This window comes from Microcoleus sp. S36a_B3, from assembly GCF_036700745.1.
In the GTDB taxonomy this organism is placed as follows: Bacteria; Cyanobacteriota; Cyanobacteriia; order Cyanobacteriales; family Microcoleaceae; genus Microcoleus.
In genome coordinates, this window is record NZ_JAUBPN010000014.1 from 32,218 (window position 1) to 48,839 (window position 16,622).

The following is a 16,622-nucleotide window of genomic DNA, read 5'->3' on the forward strand; positions in this document are numbered from 1 at the left end:
ACGGTATCAAAGTTACCTGTGGGAAGCAACGATTTTTTGCGGCGGCTCAACCCAACCGACAATTTAGAAAGCAAAGTAATTAATCCGAAAGTATAAGCCTTTTTCTTGGAAAGTTCGTGAAGCGGAGCTATCCCGTAGGGAATCGCCCGATCGAGCATTTATCAAAGGAATACCATAGTCGAGACGCACATTCAACCGATCGCCCATCTGCCAAACCAGCCCCAAACCCGCACCCAACAGCGTGTCAGACTCAGGATTCGCTTTTTCCCCCGAATGGTTCCAGCCTACCCCAAAATCGACAAACGGAGCCACTTGTAACAATCCTTTGACTTGCGGCACCCGCCAAACCGGGATTCGCACTTCCGCACTGGCGATCGCACCGCTATCAGTTAACAGTAAATCTTGGCGGTATCCGCGCACGCTTTGAACACCGCCGATCCCGATTTGTTCCAGAGAAAGCAGCGGGCGATCGGCTAATTGAATATCGGAACGCACTATCAGCAAGGTTTCCGGCGCTAACAGCCGCACATACTGAGCTTGTCCACGCCACGACAAAAAGCGACTATCAGGGCCGCTATCGTTCGCAGTAGCGCCCAAAAAATTGGTACCGACAGAAAACTGCGATCGCGCTGCGAACACTTGACTGGTATTTCGCTGCACGTATTCTTGAAAAAACCGCACCGCCGAAACCCGCGTTTCCCCGCGATCGTTTGCTCCCGCCGACAGCGCAAATGGTTCCCCCAACAGGAATGTATCGCTTTCTTGGCGCGATAAACTTACTCCCAAAGCTAAAGTGCGATCGGGCTTTTCGACAATCGGCTGGCGGTAAGTTAACTCGTAAGTGCGCGATTTACCCTCAATTTCTGCCGCAGCAAAGGGTTCCTCGATCACGTTGGTGCTCGCAGCACCCGCAGCAAACCGAATTGTGCCGTTGCGCGCGTTGACGGGAACTGTGTAGCTACCGTTAAATTCATTGCTACCGTCGGTGTTAGCGTAGGATACCTCCAATCCGTCGCCCAAACCCAGCAAATTTGCTTGATTGACGCGCACGCCGCGCCGAAAACTGCCGACGCTGGGCGATCGGTTGTTGTCTGCGAACACTTCGCCGCTGAGGCTGTCTGCTTCTTTAATCCGCACTTCCAATCGGCTGTTTTCCGGGCGGCTTCCGGCTTGCAATTCGGCGGAAATATTGGCAATTAAGGGGTCGAGTTGCAGCATTTGCAAGGCTTCCAGCAGCCGATCGCGATTGAGCGGCCTTCTGGTGGCGCGTTCGAGGCGCGATCGCACGTAACTTGAATTCAAGCGTCTGTTTCCAGTAATCACAATTTCATCTAACCCGCCTTCTACAATCCGAATTTTTACCACGCCTCCTTCCCTGGGAAAGCTTTGGTTGGCGGGAATTACAGCCCCGGAATTGATGTATCCGGCTGCTACGTATTTTTGAGTGACGGCTGCTTCGGCTGCGATCAGTTCAGCAAAGGTGATTTCGCGCCCCGCAAATTGCTGCGTAACTTCTGCCAGTTCGCGATCGCTAAAAGCCGTGTTGCCCTCAAATTCAAAGCGCTCCACCCGAATTGTACCCGGAATCCCCGGTCTGGTGTCGCCGGGAACAGGTGTTGCTGGGGTTGGCTGGAGGGGAGAGGGTGGAGGCGGTTCGGGGGTAATTGGTGAGGGAAATTCCGGCTCTCTCGGTTGAATTGGGTTGGGCAGTTGGCTGATATTGTTATCAGAATTGTCTGTACTCGCGATCGCGACAGGACTCGGTTCTAATTCCGATGTCACCGGATTTGAAATTAGTTGCGAATCTCGATCGCCCTCCAAACCCGTTTTTTGGGCGCTAATACTTTCTTCTAGCGGTTTACCTGAGTTAGAAAGCGCCGTTTCTTGAGTTTTGGCGATCGAGGTGCGATCGGCCCAATTGGCAACTTCTGACTGTAAATCTGGAGTTCCTGCAGGTATAATTGGTGGCAAAGCCGATCGCTCTGATGCTGGGGCGAGCAAGTCTTCGCGAGTGTCAAGATTATTATAAGTGCTTCGCTCGTGTCGATCGCGATCGCTACTGACTGCGGTCAAATCCTCAACATTGGAGGTAAAAATTGCAACATTGCTAGCCGATGTTTTCGCTGGTTTTCCCAACCAAACTAAGCCAAAAATTCCAGCGATTAAAAAAAGTTTTTGCGATCGACAAGCCATAGGATCTAATTATCTCGAATAATTGGGTGAAAATCTTTTCAGGAACCCGTGCACCCTAAACTTAAAATTAATCTTAACCGCAAAAAAGCCAACAACCTTCGCCACCAAAAGTTTCGCAACGGCCAAAAACCCAAAAATCGCTCCGGTGTTCGTCCCCCAAAACTTACACATCAACCGGATGCTGATCCGCAACAATATCTCGACATTCGATCGCCAACGGTATAAAAAATCGATTTATTCGATCGCCCAACCAGTGCTTTGAGGTTGATGGGGCGATCGTACCAATAGCAAAAAACCGGGTTTTTCATACGTTCACTTCGTCACAGCCCGCAGACAAAGTAAAAAACCCGGTTTCTGAGATTGTGGTGCACAAACTATCAACTACATCATGTCAAGTCGCTGACACAAACAGTTTGTAGTGCAAACGACCTGAGCCGGTTAGCAGTGCAGACACAATATTATGCCGATCGACCAGCACTAGCAGCACCCATTGGAGCCCCGTCAGTCAAACCCACCAACCGAGCGCTCAACTCCCACATCCGCTCGCCTTTCTCATCATCCCGCGCCTGCGGAGAAACCTTCTGCACAAAAGATTTGCCATCTTTTTTCTGACGATTTCCCCAACTCCAATAAGCGCCAGATTGCTTGTATTCGGGATCTGCAACCACCATCGCCAGCCTTTCCCCAGCCAACTCCTGCGACACATAACCCCCGGTAATATTCTTCTGAAACAGCGGGAACAGCTTCTGAAACAAAGGATAGTGATTGCGGAACAGCGGCGTATCCGCAACGCATCCGGGATATAGCGAAGTGAAATTAATCCCCGTCGATTCGTGAAAGCGGCGGTGCAATTCCCGCATCGTCAGCACGTTGCAAACTTTGCTATCTTTATAAGCCTTGACCGGTTCAAACTTCTTACCGTCAGCCATCGAAACCGGGTCTTTGAAACCCGCTTCAAAGCCCTCAAAATTTCCCAAATCCGGGCGCGGCGGAATCTTCCCGCCCAACTCGTCTGGATTGTGAGTCACGGTTCCCAAAATCACGATTCTCGCATCGGAATAATACGAAGGCTTCATATTTTCCATCATCAAGTTGCACAGCAGGAAATGACCGAGGTGATTCGTAGTCATCGTCAACTCGTAACCCTCCTGAGTCCGCAGCGGTTCCTTAATCAAAGGCATATAAATTGCCGCGTTGCACACCAAAGCATCGAGAGGCCTGCCGCTGGCCTTGAATTCCCTAGCAAATCGGCGCACGCTCTCCAAATCTCCCAAGTCAATCTGCATAATGGAGAAACTGCCTTGAGGTATGCCCAACTCTTGGGCTGCGTCTCCGGCTTTCCGCACGTCGCGACAGGCCATGACTACGTGCCATCCTTTGTCTGCAAGGGCTTTCGCGCCGTACAAGCCGACGCCGGAGGATGCGCCGGTGATGATAACTGTTGACTTGTGATTTTGTGCCATTTTCTTAAAAATACTTCGATCGCTATTGATTATTTTTGGACACTCTCAGCCTGAGCTAGTAGCTCGGATGTTTTGAGATGCCTTCAGTTTAATAGGATAGGCCCAAACGTTCTCGATCTCAACTTGGACGATGGGCGATCGACACCGGAGCACATTTTCCTACATTCAAAAGCACAGGTTTGTAGTGAAAACTTTAGTCCGCTAATTTTGATGCGGACTAAAGTCCGAACGATCAAACCTCATCAGGAAATAGCTTGAGATTCCTGATAAGTCGGGAAATCGATATAACCTTCAGGCCCAAAAGAATACCACACCCCAACTTCTGCAGGCGGATTGAGCGGCCAACCATTAGCGAAACGCTCTACCAAATCTGGATTGCTGATAAAATCGCGACCAAAAGCAATTAAATCCGCAACTTTGCTGCTCAAAGCCGTTTCAGCCTGTTCTTGAGTGTATCCGCAGTTGCCAATCAGCGGCCCGGCAAACACATCGCGAAACTCTCCTATCATCATCGGCGTTCCCAATTCGTGAAAGCCAAATGCCAGACCGTCCACCAAGTGAAGGTAAGCTAAATCATAGGCATTTAACTGCCCTGCGAAATACAGAAAATCTTCTCGATATTCTGGAGAACCCATATCATTGTAAACACCATTGGGAGAAAGTCTAACTCCCACTCTGTTTGCCGGAAATACTGTGATAATCGCCTCTACAATTTCCTTAAGAAAACGGTAGCGATTTTCGACTGTCCCACCATAGGAATCAGTGCGGTGATTGGTTCTGGTTTGCAGAAATGTGTCAATGAGATAGCCGTTTGCCGCGTGAATTTCTACACCGTCAAAACCTGCCATTTTTGCCCGTTCCGCCGCCTTGCGATAATCTTCTACAACCAGCGAGATTTCATCGGTTTCTAGAGCGCGGGGGGTTTGGTAGGGTTGTTTTCCCGCAGGAGTATGAATGCCTTCTCCGTTGATTTTGACGGCAGATGCTGCAACTGGCAATTGATTGTTTTCGTGAAAACTGCTGTGGGAAGCCCGCCCGCAGTGCCAAAGCTGCATGAAAATCGGTGTTTCGCGGCCATGAACCGCAGTTACAACTTGCTTCCAAGCTTCGGCTTGCTCGTCTGAATAAATACCGGGCGTATTCAGCCAACCGTTAGCTTGAGTAGAAACCACCGTAGCTTCTGTAATGATTAAACCAGCGGAGGCTCGCTGAGTGTAATATTCTGCCATCAAGGCGTTGGGCATCCGCGATTCACCGGCTCTGCTCCGCGTCAGGGGTGCCATGACTACCCGATTTTTTAAGGGTAAATCTCCGATTTTGAAGGAACTGAGCAGGAGTGGAGAGGTTGTTTTAGCGGTCATAATTTTGATATTTACTCAACTGAAGAATCTGAAAAATTTGAGTTCGATCGCTTCTCAAGATAACTCAAACAGGACTTGCGAACAAATCTTTGTCAGCATATCTCTATATCGTGTCCGCACGCGCGATCCAATCTTGCAGAACTTTGCGGACTTAAGTCCGCACAGATCCAATGTTATTTACTCGTTACCAGGCTCTGCCTGGTAATGCAGATCCGGAGGCTCTGCCTCCATTTTCGATTTTTTCAAGCGAGGCAGAGCAAGAGTGATATCGTTTCCCAGGTTCTTCCTGGAAACCAGTTATATTAGTTATTTAATACTGCCAAATTTTTAGTTACTCTAACAGCCAATTAAATAAACCTTTAACTGTAAGGTTGAATTCTCGGGCAAATTCTGGCACTGGTAACAGTACATCGGCTTCATCATAAAATGCTGTTGGTCGATCGCGCAAATAAACAAATACACATTGCTCAGATGGGTCAATCAGCCAACCCATCTGCGTTCCGTGCCTCAAGCAATGCAGAATATTTTTCGTTACTTTAGTTTGGCTTTGGTCGGGCGAAAGAATTTCGATCGTCCAATCTGGCGCAATTGCAAAAACATTAGCCACTTCACCATTTTCCTTGCGAGGAATCCTGTTCCACAGGAATACCGAAACATCGGGTACGATCGATCGCCCGCCAAAAGTGCAGCGGAGTTCACAGAAAGCTCGTGCAATCTTCTTGGATCTTACAACCGAGTTGATTGCAGGGGACAATTCAGTCTGAAGTGCACTGTGTTCTCCTTGTGGCATTGGTTTTTGGACGATCCGTCCATTAATGTATTCGCTGGCGGGTTCCGTCTCCGGCAGTTGCAGAAACTCTTCTAGGGTAAAGTTTTTAGTGGGAGTCTGTACCATTTTAAGGTTTCCTGAACAGAGGCGAGTTGAGATTCCTATGCTTATAATTCTACAGATATCGATCGCCCGCGTGCTCAAAATGGAGTCGCCGCCTGTAAGTGCAGCCATTCTCCCGACTGCGGGTGCTCAAAGCAAAGTTCCCGCGCGTGTAAGTGCAATCGACTCGCCTGTGCCCGACATCCGTAAAGTCGATCGCCCAAAATCGGTATTCCCAACCCTCCGACATCCGCTGCATGAACCCGCAACTGATGCGTGCGCCCCGTCAGCGGCAAAAACTCGACGCGAGTATGATTTCCCTCCCTCGCCATTACCTGAAAGCCAGTAACGCTGGGCTTTCCGCACTCCCAATTAACTTGTTGGCAAGGGCGATTTTCGGGATCGCCCCAAAGTGGAAGTTCGATCGTCCCGGCATCAATTTTTACAGTCCCAGAAAGCACCGCTTCATAAACTTTGCGAACTTGTTTGTTAGCAAATTGGCCGCTCAATTGGCTGTGGATTTCTTTGTCGCGAGCCAGGAGCAAAATACCCGATGTTTCTAAATCCAATCGGTGAACATTCTTCAAATTCAAATCATCGTAAAAATAGTTTTGCAAGCGGCTTTGAACGCTATCTTGAGTATCGAAATATCGACCGGGAACTGATAGCAATCCGGCGGGCTTGTTGACAGCAATTAACCAGTCGTCTTGATAAATAATCGGTAATTTTGATTTGTTTTGACCCAATCCAGAAAGCAAAAAACCCATCAGCGGCTGACACCGATCGCCACAAGCACCATAAAATTCCCCTTGAATCTTATCTCCAGAACTCGGCCCCCACCAAAATTCTGCCATTGCTAGGGGTTTTAAATTATTTGCAGCAGCATAGTGCAGCAATTTTGGCGCGCAACAATCGCCCGTTCCCGTGGGAATAGCACCGGCAGGCATCAATTGCAAGAGCGATCGCGATTTACCCAAAAAATTCACCAGCGTATAGGCCGCGTGCATCTGCGCCTGAAGTTCGCGGGAAAGCTCTTTTCGCTGCTTTTTCAGCGCCCGCATCCGCTCATCGGCAGCTTCAATTAAGAGTTTTAGCGGCTGCAATGTTTCATCCCGCCGCCGTTTCAATTGCCTGCGTTCAATTTTCTCCAAACGGCTGGCTTGATTCAATTGTTCGAGAGCAATTGAGAGTGCTTCTGCTGCGAGAGTTTGAGACAGTAATTGGCGTTTTTGTTCTCGCTGTTGCTTGCAGTTTCGGTGCTGTTCGTTCAATAATTGCAATTGCAATTCAAACTCGCTCAATAAAGCTTGATACTCTTGTCGCTGCGGCAGTTGATTCAGTGCAATCAGTTCCTGTTTCATCGCTTCTAATTGAGTTAAGGCGCGCGCTTCCTCTCCTTGAACTCGCGATCGTCCCGGAATCGGCGGCACCCAGCCCTCAACAACGCTGCAACCGTTCAGCAGCCCGGAAAATGCTTTGAGTATCCCCTGTTCCCCCGAAGCCATCTCTACCAGCAATATGCCGTACATCTTGCCCTCGCGATCGTAGGAAGCGTCCGCAGCAAGGTACTGCATTAAACCCCTGGCGAGCTCCTCTGACATTCGAGTGCGGGGCAGTCTCAGCAGTTCGCCGCTTTGAGGACAATTACCTTGGTACCAATAATTGCAGGAAAGGTCGATCGACCTTGAATTGCGATCGGTAAAGCAGTCCGCAAAATCTAAAAGTCTGTGTACAGTTAGCATATGAAATTTATTTTGAAATCAGGATGACGAGATATTTGTTTGTTTCCCGACGGCATTTTACAGCCGAATACTGAAAGCGGGAACTGTGCATAATTTTATACATATAGATTTAAGTTGCTCTCAAGTAAATATAATTTGTGGCAGAAGACCTGATATGCTAAATTGGTTTCAAAACCGCAGCGAGTTAAGAACAGCATAAGTTAATATATAAGACCGCAAGCTTGTCAACCCACTAAATTTTTTATATGTAAGGCGTATGCCAGACCTCTCGACTTCAGCCACGGAAAACTCGTCAAACCCCCAACCAGCTCTACTGCCACCGATTTTAAGAATTGTGGCAGCATTTCCAGATTACGATCGGGGCAATAGATTGTACGCATCGGGAAGGTACGAAGCGGCGATCATTTGCTATGGAAAAGCGGTGCAAATTAAGCCGGACTGGGCCCGGGCGTGGCTGAATCTGGGCAAAGCTTACAAGCAACTGCACTCCTACGCAGAAACAGTGGCCTGTTGCGATCGAGCTATAGCAATTAATCCAGAAGAATATTGGGCTTGGATGCTGCGCGGGAGCGCACAGTTAAATTTACAGAATTACTCAGAAGCGATCGCGGCTTTCGACAAAGCAATTGAAATCAATCCAGAAAAGCACGAAGCTTGGTACCAGCAAGGCAGAGTTTTAGAGGAATTGCAGGAGTGGGATAAAGCAGCAAGCTGTTACAAAAAAGCCACCCAAATTCACCCAAATTTGCCCGCGATGTGGTGCCGGCAAGGCAACGTATTGCTGCAAGCAGAGCGCTACGCTGAAGCCGTGGCGGCCTACGAGCGATCGCTCAAACTCGTCTCGACTAATGCAGAAGCTTGGCTGAACCGAGGTTTGGCTCTGATGAAGGCCGAGCGCTACGCCGAAGCTGTAACTTCTTACGATCGCACCATTCAACTACAACCACAAAACAGTCTGGCTTGGTTCAATCGGGGTATTGCTTCAGCAAAACTGCACAAATACGGAGAAGCAGTCACAGCTTACGATCGCGTGCTGCAACTGCAACCCAACGATTGCGAAGCTTGGTTTTATAAAGGAATGGCGCTCAAACACCAGTGGCGCGATGGCGCAATTGCTTGTTTCGATCGCGCAATTGAAATTAATTCTTTTTATCCAGAAGTATGGATCGGGCGCGGTCAAACCCTGTCAGAATCGAGAGATTATGAAGAGGCGATCGCTGCTTTTGACAGAGCAATTCAAATTAATCCAAACTTCCCCGAAGCTTGGCTGGGTAGAGGCATCGCCCTAGCAGAATTGGAACGCTACAAAGATGCGATAATCGCTTACAGCAATGCCCTACAAATAGAAGGGAATTTTCTAGAAGCTTGGAATTTCCGAGGCGAAGCTCTAGAAAACTTGCAGCAGTACGAAGAAGCGATCGCCTGTTATGACAAAGTAATTTCTTTGAGTTCAGAAACAGAAATCACATCAAAAGTAGGATTGCAGCAAGGCGCGGCCCTGGAAAAATTGCAGCGTTACGAAGAAGCAGTCGCAGCTTACAACCGCGTAATTAAAATCGTGCCCGACAATTTTGAAGCTTGGTTGAAACGCGGCCACGCTCTATCAACTTTGCAGCAATACGAACAAGCTCTAGCATCCTACGATCGAGCAATTACTATCTGGCCCGATAGCTATCAAGGCTGGGTGCAGCGAGGTTTGCTGCTAGGGAAAATGCAGCGCTATTCCGAATCGCTCGTCGCATTTGACCAAGTGATTCAACTCAAGCCGGACAACTGGGAAGCTTGGGCACAGCGGGGCGACGTTTTGCAAAAATTGCAGCGGACTCAAGACGCCATGAACTCTTACGGAGTCGCCCTAGAAATCAAACCCGATTATTACGAAGCTCTAGTCAGTCGAGAAGAATTAAGGCTGAAGGACGCAATCACAGGAAAATGGTAATGGAGATGTTGAAACAAGCAGGAAAAAGCAAGGGAGACGTGCAATTATCTGTGAAAACAAACTCAGGAATTTTTAACAGCAAAAATATCTTTGTATAAGATTCAAAATGCTTTTAAAATCCATAAACATTGGAAAAAGCCAGTCAATTTTAGAGCCTTAGACTTCGCCATAAAAGTTTTAAATGGACTGTGCATATTAAGGCGTGCAGAATTAATTACACTTGCATTACTGCATAATATCATCTCCGGTCGATTACCATAACAAAAATAGTTGGTAGTGCGGAATGCGAGTCCCCTCTTATGTTGCGGACTCCAGCCCGCACGCGCGATCGAATCTTGTTGAAGTTAATCGATCGCACGCGATATCAAACTAATTCAAACAAAATAACTTAAGTTTTTCTACATTATAGTTATTTTCACGAAAAGCAAAAATCAAACCTAAAAAAATTAGGTTAGGAAAATTTTCATAGTTTTGATTGCTTAAAAATACCAGTAAGCTCAGCCACATCTGCAGAATGTGGGTTACAATAGCGGCAAAAGTGATATTGTTCACAAAAAAAAGAATCTTTAGTAAAAATTAGCCGATCGAATCAGCCAAACCAGCAAATGTATTGATTTTGCTTGAATAAAGATGTCTAACGTCTACAGCACGGCCCAACTCATTAAAATCCTCGAAGAAGAGCGCCAAGCCTGCTTGCACGGGCGACGTCTCAACTTGACTGAAACTCCTGCTACAGGGAATCCGGTGATCGATCGTTTTCTCAAATCTGAGGGCGTTCAAAAGTTTACTGCTTATCAAAATTTTAAGGCTGCGGTGCACGAATACCAGCGGGAACATCAAGTTTCTGGGATTGTCTGGCGGGAAATGGCGGTTAAAGGCAATACTCTGCGCTATCCGGCGGTGGATGATGAGTTGATAGCTTTACCGGTTGATTTGATTACTCTGACAGCAGCTAAGATTGCGATGTTAGAATTTTGGCAGCAGGTAACTGCGGGGATGGATTTGTATTTGAGTATTAACAGCGGGAAGGATTTTCGATCGATCGAGCCGGTGGATGTAGAGGCTCTAGCTCAGCGCACAGAATGGGCCAGTCTCTCGAAGTGGGAAAAGTTGGATTTTCTCGAAATTTTGTTGCAGTTGGGCTGGGGGAAGCCGGAGGAAGCCTATTACAAGCGGGGATGGCCGACATCGGGCAGCGAGTACATTCACGCAGTCAAACCCGGGCAGCGGCCGATTTGTTAATTAGTCAGTTGTCAGTTGTCAGTTGTCAGTTGACAGTTGTCAGTTGATAGTTGATAGTTGATAGGGCAATCCTAAATGAGTCGTAAACTTTTTACCCCACCCCAACTCTCCCCTTACCAAGGGGAGGGAATAAGAAATTCACAAATGATTTAGGATTGCTATAGTTGATAGTTGATAAGTAGGGGGCGTAGTAGACACAGCTTTAGTTTGTGGATCTCATACGCGAACCCTAAAGTAATAATTCAGAAGTTAATGGATGCACTTACCATTTCAGAAACCGGGTTTATTGCGATATTTCTCGTTCCGGTTGTCAAAAATCGTAGAAACCCGGTTTCTTTCCCTCGCACTAACTAATGACAACTGCCCACAGTCAACTGTCAACTGTCAACTGACAAAGCATCAAACCAAACCACTGTTTTGGATCTGTCCAAACTTGCACCGACTTTAAACCGCGCTCAGAAAGTTCTTTCTTTACCGTATTCAGATTAAACTTACGAGAAATTTCGCTGCGGATAGTTTCTCCAGCGGCAAATTCTACCGTTAAATTGAGAGCGCGCAAGTTCGCGGTTTGCGCTTTCATACTTCTCAAGTGCATTTCAATTTGACATTCTTCTTGATTGTAAAATGCCCAATGCTCGAACTGCGCTAAATCAAAATTTCCTTCATACTTGCGATTTAAATGTCGCAGCATATTTAAGTTAAAGGCTGCTGTCACTCCTTGATTGTCATCGTAGGCCGGCTCTAAAATATCTTTAGATTTGTCTAGGTCAATTCCCAATAAAAAATATTCTCCTGGCTGCAATGCACCGACAATTTGCGAGAAAAATACATCGCATTCTTGATGGTTTAAATTGCCGAGGGTACTGCCTAGAAAGCAAATCATTCGGGTTGGCAACGGTGACGGTGCAATTTTAGCTAGGGCTAGTTCGTAAGTGCTGACAAGTCCGTGAATCTGGAGGGACGGATAATCTGTTAGCAGTTGACAAGCGCTGCTTTCTAGGATAGTCGGACTGATGTCGATCGGCAAATAGTGCAGGGGATATTGCAGTTGGTTGTAAGCATCGAGGAGAATCCGAGTTTTGGTGGAACTGCCGCTACCGAGTTCGACGATTTCGCACGGGCCCGTCAAACGGGCGATCGCCCCTGCACACTCTTGCAAAATTGCCGTCTCCGTGCGTGTCACGTAGTATTCTGGCAACTGACAAATCAACTCGAACAGCTTCGATCCGCGATCGTCGTAGAAATACTTGGGAGGCAGGGTTTTAGGGTTTTGAGTCAACCCGCTAACGACTTCGCTACCTGCGTTGATTTCTGCGGGTGTGGGTGCTGTCGCGCTCACCAGTCGCTCTAAATGCAGGCGATTTTCCTTTGTTGAGGCTTGCTTTGCCGTCTCCGACAGTCTTGGGGATTTCATAAAGTTAAAATATAGGATGCACCAGTGGTTATAGCACAGGGTAGTGTTGCCAAAAATCAGGCTTAAGCCTGATTTTTTATGTCGCTCTCGGTTTTATATTTTCTCACTAAATGGCGATCGCTCCCCAAGTCAAAACTTAAAAAATCTCTACTATAATTAGAAAATATTTTATAAAAGTTTGTTACTGGATCTTTTTAGATTTGAAAGAAATTGGAAGTTTAGCTCAAAAAATATCGTTCCGAATTCACTCTCACTCAGTTTATATCTATCCGTAAAATAAGCCCGATAAGTTCGCAGTCAAAACTAAATTCCTTTGACTTCCATCGAGACTCAAGTCCTCATCTCAAATCCGTTAGTATCGGAATAGTAAGTTAACTGTTAACTCTTGACTGTTGTTATTTGTTATTTGTTGTTTGTTGTTTGTTATTTGTTGTTTGTTATTTGTTGTTTGTTGTTTGTTGTTTGTTGTTTGTTGTTTGTTGTTTGTTGTTTGTTGGTTGCAATGCCCTGTTTGGCCTGTTTGCCCTGTTTGGCCTGTTTGCCCTGTTTGGCCTGTTTGGCCTGTTTGGCCTGTTTGGCCAATGCCGCATAATACCTCATCTTTATGAAAAAGGCTATAATTGCATGACCAACTACTTGGCGCAGCGAAAACCAGCGATAATTTGCCGCACGCCCGGATAGTACCAATTCCGAAAACTCGATCGCATTGCTTGAGGAAAAGTCGCCCAACTCCCGCCTTTCAAAACTCGGTGTTCTCCATCAAAATAAACTTGAGAATATCCCTTGTAAGGATAACTTTCAAATCCTGGATAAGCGTCAAATGTGGAAGCAGTCCACTCCCAAACATTCCCCAACATATCGCAGCAGCCTGTCGCACTCGCTCCTTTTGGAAAAGCATCAACTGGCGATGTGTTTGCAAGATTATTCCCGTGATTGCACAGGCTGGCATTTGGCGGTGCTTCTCCCCAAGGATAGGTGCGATTTGTTTGATTTGCTGCATCCCAACTCGCTGCTTTCTCCCATTCGGCTTCTGATGGTAAACGCTTGCCGGCAAAGTTGCAGTAGGCTTCGGCTTCGTACCAACTTACGCCACAAACTGGATGGTTGTTTAACGCTGGATTTTCTGACCAGTAAAGCGGGCGATCGACTAAATGAACTTTGAGCCATTTCCACCCCTCTACTGACCACCAATCAGGGTTTTGATAGCCGCCGGATGCCATAAAATCTCGGTATTGACCGCAAGTGACGGGATAGCGATCGATCGCGTATGCTTCTAAATAACACAAGTGGCGCGATCGCTCGTTATCCAAAGCCTCAGCAGCATCGCTTCCCATATAAAATTCCCCGCCCGGAATTTCAATTTCTGAATTGGGAATTGGACATGGGGCATCGGGCATCGGGCATCGGGAATCGGGCATTAATATTCTTTCTTCCCTCTGCCTTCTTCCCCCTTGCGGATAATTAATCCGTGTATCCGCGTCCAAATCCCTGTCGCGCCTTCCTTCCTTCCTTTGCATTTGCAACACAAAAGCCACGGTTTCGCAGTGCTGGCTTTCGTGCTGAATCATAAACCGCCAGAGACGTTCTTGCTCCTCGATCGGCGCTATTTCCAAATAATCTAACACCTTTTTTCTCACCGCATCCAGATACAATTTAACTTCTGGTAACGCTGGCAGAAAAACCCGCTGTTTTTTCGGCAAAACATCCGCAGCAAACAGTTGGTGATACTCAGGAAAAACTGGCTTCAAAAGAGCACATCGCTGCAACAGCCACAAATCTTCAGTATAAGCAATGTGACCTAAATGCCAGCCAACCGGACTGAAATCTGGATGAGCAAGGCGGCAGAAAGTATCGCAATCTATGTCTGCAAATAATTTAAAAGTGCCGCGCCGACACTGCTGCAAATCACGATAAATTGCCTCTCTACAAGATTGGATAGATTTGGATATCACCGTCTACTCCCGTACTGATAATGCTGTCTTCTGGACACTCGTGCCAATTGCCAGCAAATAAAGGCTCTGAAGCAATGATGACCGAATTTGGAAAGTTTAGATCGTCCCGCACCCAATAAAGGGAAGGAGCGGCTTTTTGGGAAGCAAAGCGAGAGGCAACGAGCTGGTGTCCGTCGCTGATAATGATGTTAGCTGAAAATTCTGTTTGCTGAACTTTTGCTAAGTCTGCCAAGATTTTTAAGGAGTTTTGCAAAGCTGCTTGTAGGGTCAGACTTTGGTCGGTCAATTCATTGACAAATAAGCCGAAGATGTGTTCTGAATCTGTAGTACCGTTAATTGATTGATAAACGGTATCGCACAGGCGATCGCGAATTGGTCTGTACAGAGTTTGGCGAAATTTTTTCACGAAGCCGTTGTGTACGAACAGCAGGCGATCGTACCCAAACGGCTGACAGTTGCTCAAATCTACAGATTGTCCCGAAGTTGCGCTGCGAACGTATCCGATCGCGCAGCCGGATTCAACGTATCGACTGATACTCGGTAGATTGAGGTCGCTCCAAATTGGCTGTATGTTTTTATAGGTAAACGGGTCAGTCTCTAGGTGCGGGTGATACCAACCGATGCCAAAACCGTCAGCATTAACCACGCCTGAAGTCATTTCGCGGGGCTCGTAACTCTGCACAATTAGGGAATGTTCCGGCTTGTAAAGAATAGAATCGAGTAAAATCGGCTCCCCGAGGTAGCCAAGCAAACGGCACATATAATTTTTACAGCAAATTGATTAGTATTCTAAATCATTCGGCCAAAAATTGCCCGATCGCCCGTCTTGTACCAGCGCCGGGAACTGGGTTTTTGGTAAGCTGTTGTGCATTTAAACTGTATATTTTGATGACAATCAAAAATCGTCAAATCCTCTCCCCCTCTTGATCCTGAGCGAAGCCGAAGGGCCCTTCTCCCCCTCAATCGCCCTACACAATCTCATACACAATCTATAGGAGCAACAGCTTAGCCCGCTGCCAGCATCGCAGTACAAACGGTACAGTAAAGGTAGAACCCCAGCAGCACAAGGAGACCTTGAATGTTCCTCGACGAACTCATCCCAGTGGCCAAAGAATTGATGCAACAGCCGATCGCCTTTGCGGGCGGATTTTTCTCGGGCCTGCTTCGACTCAACCTTCACGAAGATCCCGTCAGAAGCTGGATTGACGAACAAGCAGGTTCGACTTCCTACACTCCTCCCGCAACCGAAGCGACTAACAAAAGCACTGGGCCTCAGTCGATCTCGATCGACTAAGAAACAGCAGTAACTATCCGATCTATTACAAAGGGTTTGTCGGTGCGGCAAACCCTTTGAGTCAGGTGCGATCGCCCCCGCCGCTAGAGCGCACGCAGACAGTAAAATTAAGAGTATGCAATGTTAAATCCGCTGCACAAAAAAATCGACTTTCGATCGGCTGCACTTGATTCAGACTTTTTGAAACATATATAATTTATGCGATCGAGTCCAGAAACCCGATTTCTTCCCGGATACTTTCCTGCTAAAACCAAGATTTATCAGGAAAAACCGGGTCGATCGCCGTCGGTTTTAGAAAGAGTAAATTCTGCCTTTTTCATCAATATAAACTGACCGATCTTGCCTACTCCGACCATCAGATGTAGTGATCCGAACCGTCACAAGATTTGTCTTAGAATCTACGCTGTAGTCGTATTTCAAAGTTGTGGTTCCTCCTTTGACATTAATCGGAATATTGGCAATGTCGGCCGTGCGGCTGCTGACGCTAACCGTGATGTTTTTGCTGGCTCCGACGGGTAAGGATGATAAACGAACACCTGATTCACCGTATTCTAGGTTTAATCCGGTTTCATTTAACAGTCTCAGGGTAATGTTCCGAGTAGTGTCAACCTGCGCCCTCGGCTGCCAAAATCCGGGTTGTGGGCCGCCGCTAGTTGCCGGTTGAGATAATGCAGGATGGGGATGCAGACAGCCGAGGGCGGCAAGAATTGCTGCGGTTGCAATGATTTTTGATTTCATTGTTTGTTGCTCCGAGTAAGGTGTTGATCATATTTCTATCCTAACTTGAAAATCCATTTTTTTATTGAGGACTTAGGTTCCCAAACTCGGCAGCCCGGACAAAATTTGCGGTTGAGGGCAATATGTCTGTCAAAAAATTTGGTTGATAAAATCGTTAATACCCAATACGCTAACATCCGAATACTTACATTAGGCTGAAATATCCAAAATAATTTAAACAAGGCTGGAGCAAAGTCTCACAAGCAATCTCAGTCATTTTTGACACGCAATGTTGATTTACCGCAACAGCTTATCTCCTATCGTTTTCGGCTGCATCGAAATGATAAATTAGAGGGCAATTCATGAATATTTTTTACAAGTCGCCACCTATCTCGGTGCAATTTCCAGTTGTTCGATTCACAATCAACAGTCAA

General features: G+C 46.9%; 14 protein-coding genes. 4 read left to right on the forward strand and 10 right to left on the reverse strand.

The window, feature by feature from the left end:
• Nucleotides 1-63: 63 nt before the first annotated feature.
• A complete protein-coding gene (locus QUA01_RS16385; protein WP_333090995.1) occupies nt 64-2,193 on the reverse strand; it encodes a ShlB/FhaC/HecB family hemolysin secretion/activation protein in 2,130 nt (709 codons plus the stop codon).
• A gap of 48 nt (nt 2,194-2,241) precedes the next feature.
• On the opposite strand from QUA01_RS16385, the gene QUA01_RS16390 reads away from it, so the two are divergent.
• Nucleotides 2,242-2,418 (forward strand): hypothetical protein, encoded by a 177-nt coding sequence (locus tag QUA01_RS16390; RefSeq protein ID WP_333090997.1) that lies wholly within the window; start codon nt 2,242-2,244, stop codon nt 2,416-2,418.
• Nucleotides 2,419-2,651: 233 nt separating this feature from the next.
• Here QUA01_RS16390 and QUA01_RS16395 read toward each other — a convergent pair whose 3' ends face one another.
• The 4 genes from QUA01_RS16395 to QUA01_RS16410 all read right to left on the reverse strand — a co-directional run bounded on the left by QUA01_RS16395 (nt 2,652) and on the right by QUA01_RS16410 (nt 7,630).
• Nucleotides 2,652-3,656 (reverse strand): protochlorophyllide reductase, encoded by a 1,005-nt coding sequence (locus QUA01_RS16395; RefSeq protein WP_333090999.1) that lies wholly within the window; start codon nt 3,654-3,656, stop codon nt 2,652-2,654.
• Between the two features lie 242 nt (nt 3,657-3,898).
• Complete coding sequence (locus QUA01_RS16400) at nt 3,899-5,017, reverse strand: alkene reductase (RefSeq protein WP_333091001.1); 1,119 nt, start codon at nt 5,015-5,017, stop codon at nt 3,899-3,901.
• Nucleotides 5,018-5,348: 331 nt separating this feature from the next.
• Nucleotides 5,349-5,912, reverse strand: coding sequence for a Uma2 family endonuclease (locus QUA01_RS16405; RefSeq protein WP_333091002.1), 564 nt, complete (start codon nt 5,910-5,912; stop codon nt 5,349-5,351).
• Between the two features lie 74 nt (nt 5,913-5,986).
• Complete coding sequence (locus QUA01_RS16410; RefSeq protein WP_333091004.1) at nt 5,987-7,630, reverse strand: RluA family pseudouridine synthase; 1,644 nt, start codon at nt 7,628-7,630, stop codon at nt 5,987-5,989.
• Nucleotides 7,631-7,886: 256 nt separating this feature from the next.
• Here QUA01_RS16410 and QUA01_RS16415 point away from each other — a divergent pair, with 256 nt between their 5' ends.
• Nucleotides 7,887-9,569, forward strand: coding sequence for a tetratricopeptide repeat protein (locus QUA01_RS16415; protein ID WP_333091006.1), 1,683 nt, complete (start codon nt 7,887-7,889; stop codon nt 9,567-9,569).
• Nucleotides 9,570-10,199: 630 nt separating this feature from the next.
• On the forward strand, nt 10,200-10,811 hold the full coding sequence (locus QUA01_RS16420; protein ID WP_333091008.1) for a hypothetical protein: 612 nt from the start codon (nt 10,200-10,202) through the stop codon (nt 10,809-10,811).
• 370 nt (nt 10,812-11,181) lie between these two features.
• On the opposite strand, the gene egtD is transcribed toward QUA01_RS16420, so the two are convergent.
• From egtD to egtC, 4 genes are all read right to left on the reverse strand, one after another.
• Nucleotides 11,182-12,225 (reverse strand): L-histidine N(alpha)-methyltransferase, encoded by a 1,044-nt coding sequence (egtD, locus tag QUA01_RS16425; RefSeq protein WP_333091010.1) that lies wholly within the window; start codon nt 12,223-12,225, stop codon nt 11,182-11,184.
• A 423-nt stretch (nt 12,226-12,648) separates the two neighbouring features.
• On the reverse strand, nt 12,649-12,912 hold the full coding sequence (locus QUA01_RS16430; protein WP_333091170.1) for a hypothetical protein: 264 nt from the start codon (nt 12,910-12,912) through the stop codon (nt 12,649-12,651).
• Complete coding sequence (gene egtB / locus QUA01_RS16435) at nt 12,858-14,177, reverse strand: ergothioneine biosynthesis protein EgtB (RefSeq protein ID WP_333091011.1); 1,320 nt, start codon at nt 14,175-14,177, stop codon at nt 12,858-12,860. The genes QUA01_RS16430 and egtB overlap by 55 nt, the downstream gene beginning before the upstream one ends.
• Nucleotides 14,149-14,937 carry an ergothioneine biosynthesis protein EgtC gene (gene egtC / locus QUA01_RS16440; protein ID WP_333091014.1) on the reverse strand — a complete coding sequence of 263 codons (789 nt, stop codon included), beginning with the start codon at nt 14,935-14,937 and terminating at the stop codon, nt 14,149-14,151. The genes egtB and egtC overlap by 29 nt, the downstream gene beginning before the upstream one ends.
• A 318-nt stretch (nt 14,938-15,255) precedes the next feature.
• Here egtC and QUA01_RS16445 point away from each other — a divergent pair, with 318 nt between their 5' ends.
• Complete coding sequence (locus QUA01_RS16445; protein ID WP_194067161.1) at nt 15,256-15,471, forward strand: hypothetical protein; 216 nt, start codon at nt 15,256-15,258, stop codon at nt 15,469-15,471.
• Between the two features lie 291 nt (nt 15,472-15,762).
• Here QUA01_RS16445 and QUA01_RS16450 read toward each other — a convergent pair whose 3' ends face one another.
• Nucleotides 15,763-16,209, reverse strand: coding sequence for a hypothetical protein (locus tag QUA01_RS16450; RefSeq protein WP_333091015.1), 447 nt, complete (start codon nt 16,207-16,209; stop codon nt 15,763-15,765).
• Between the last annotated feature and the right edge of the window lie 413 nt (nt 16,210-16,622).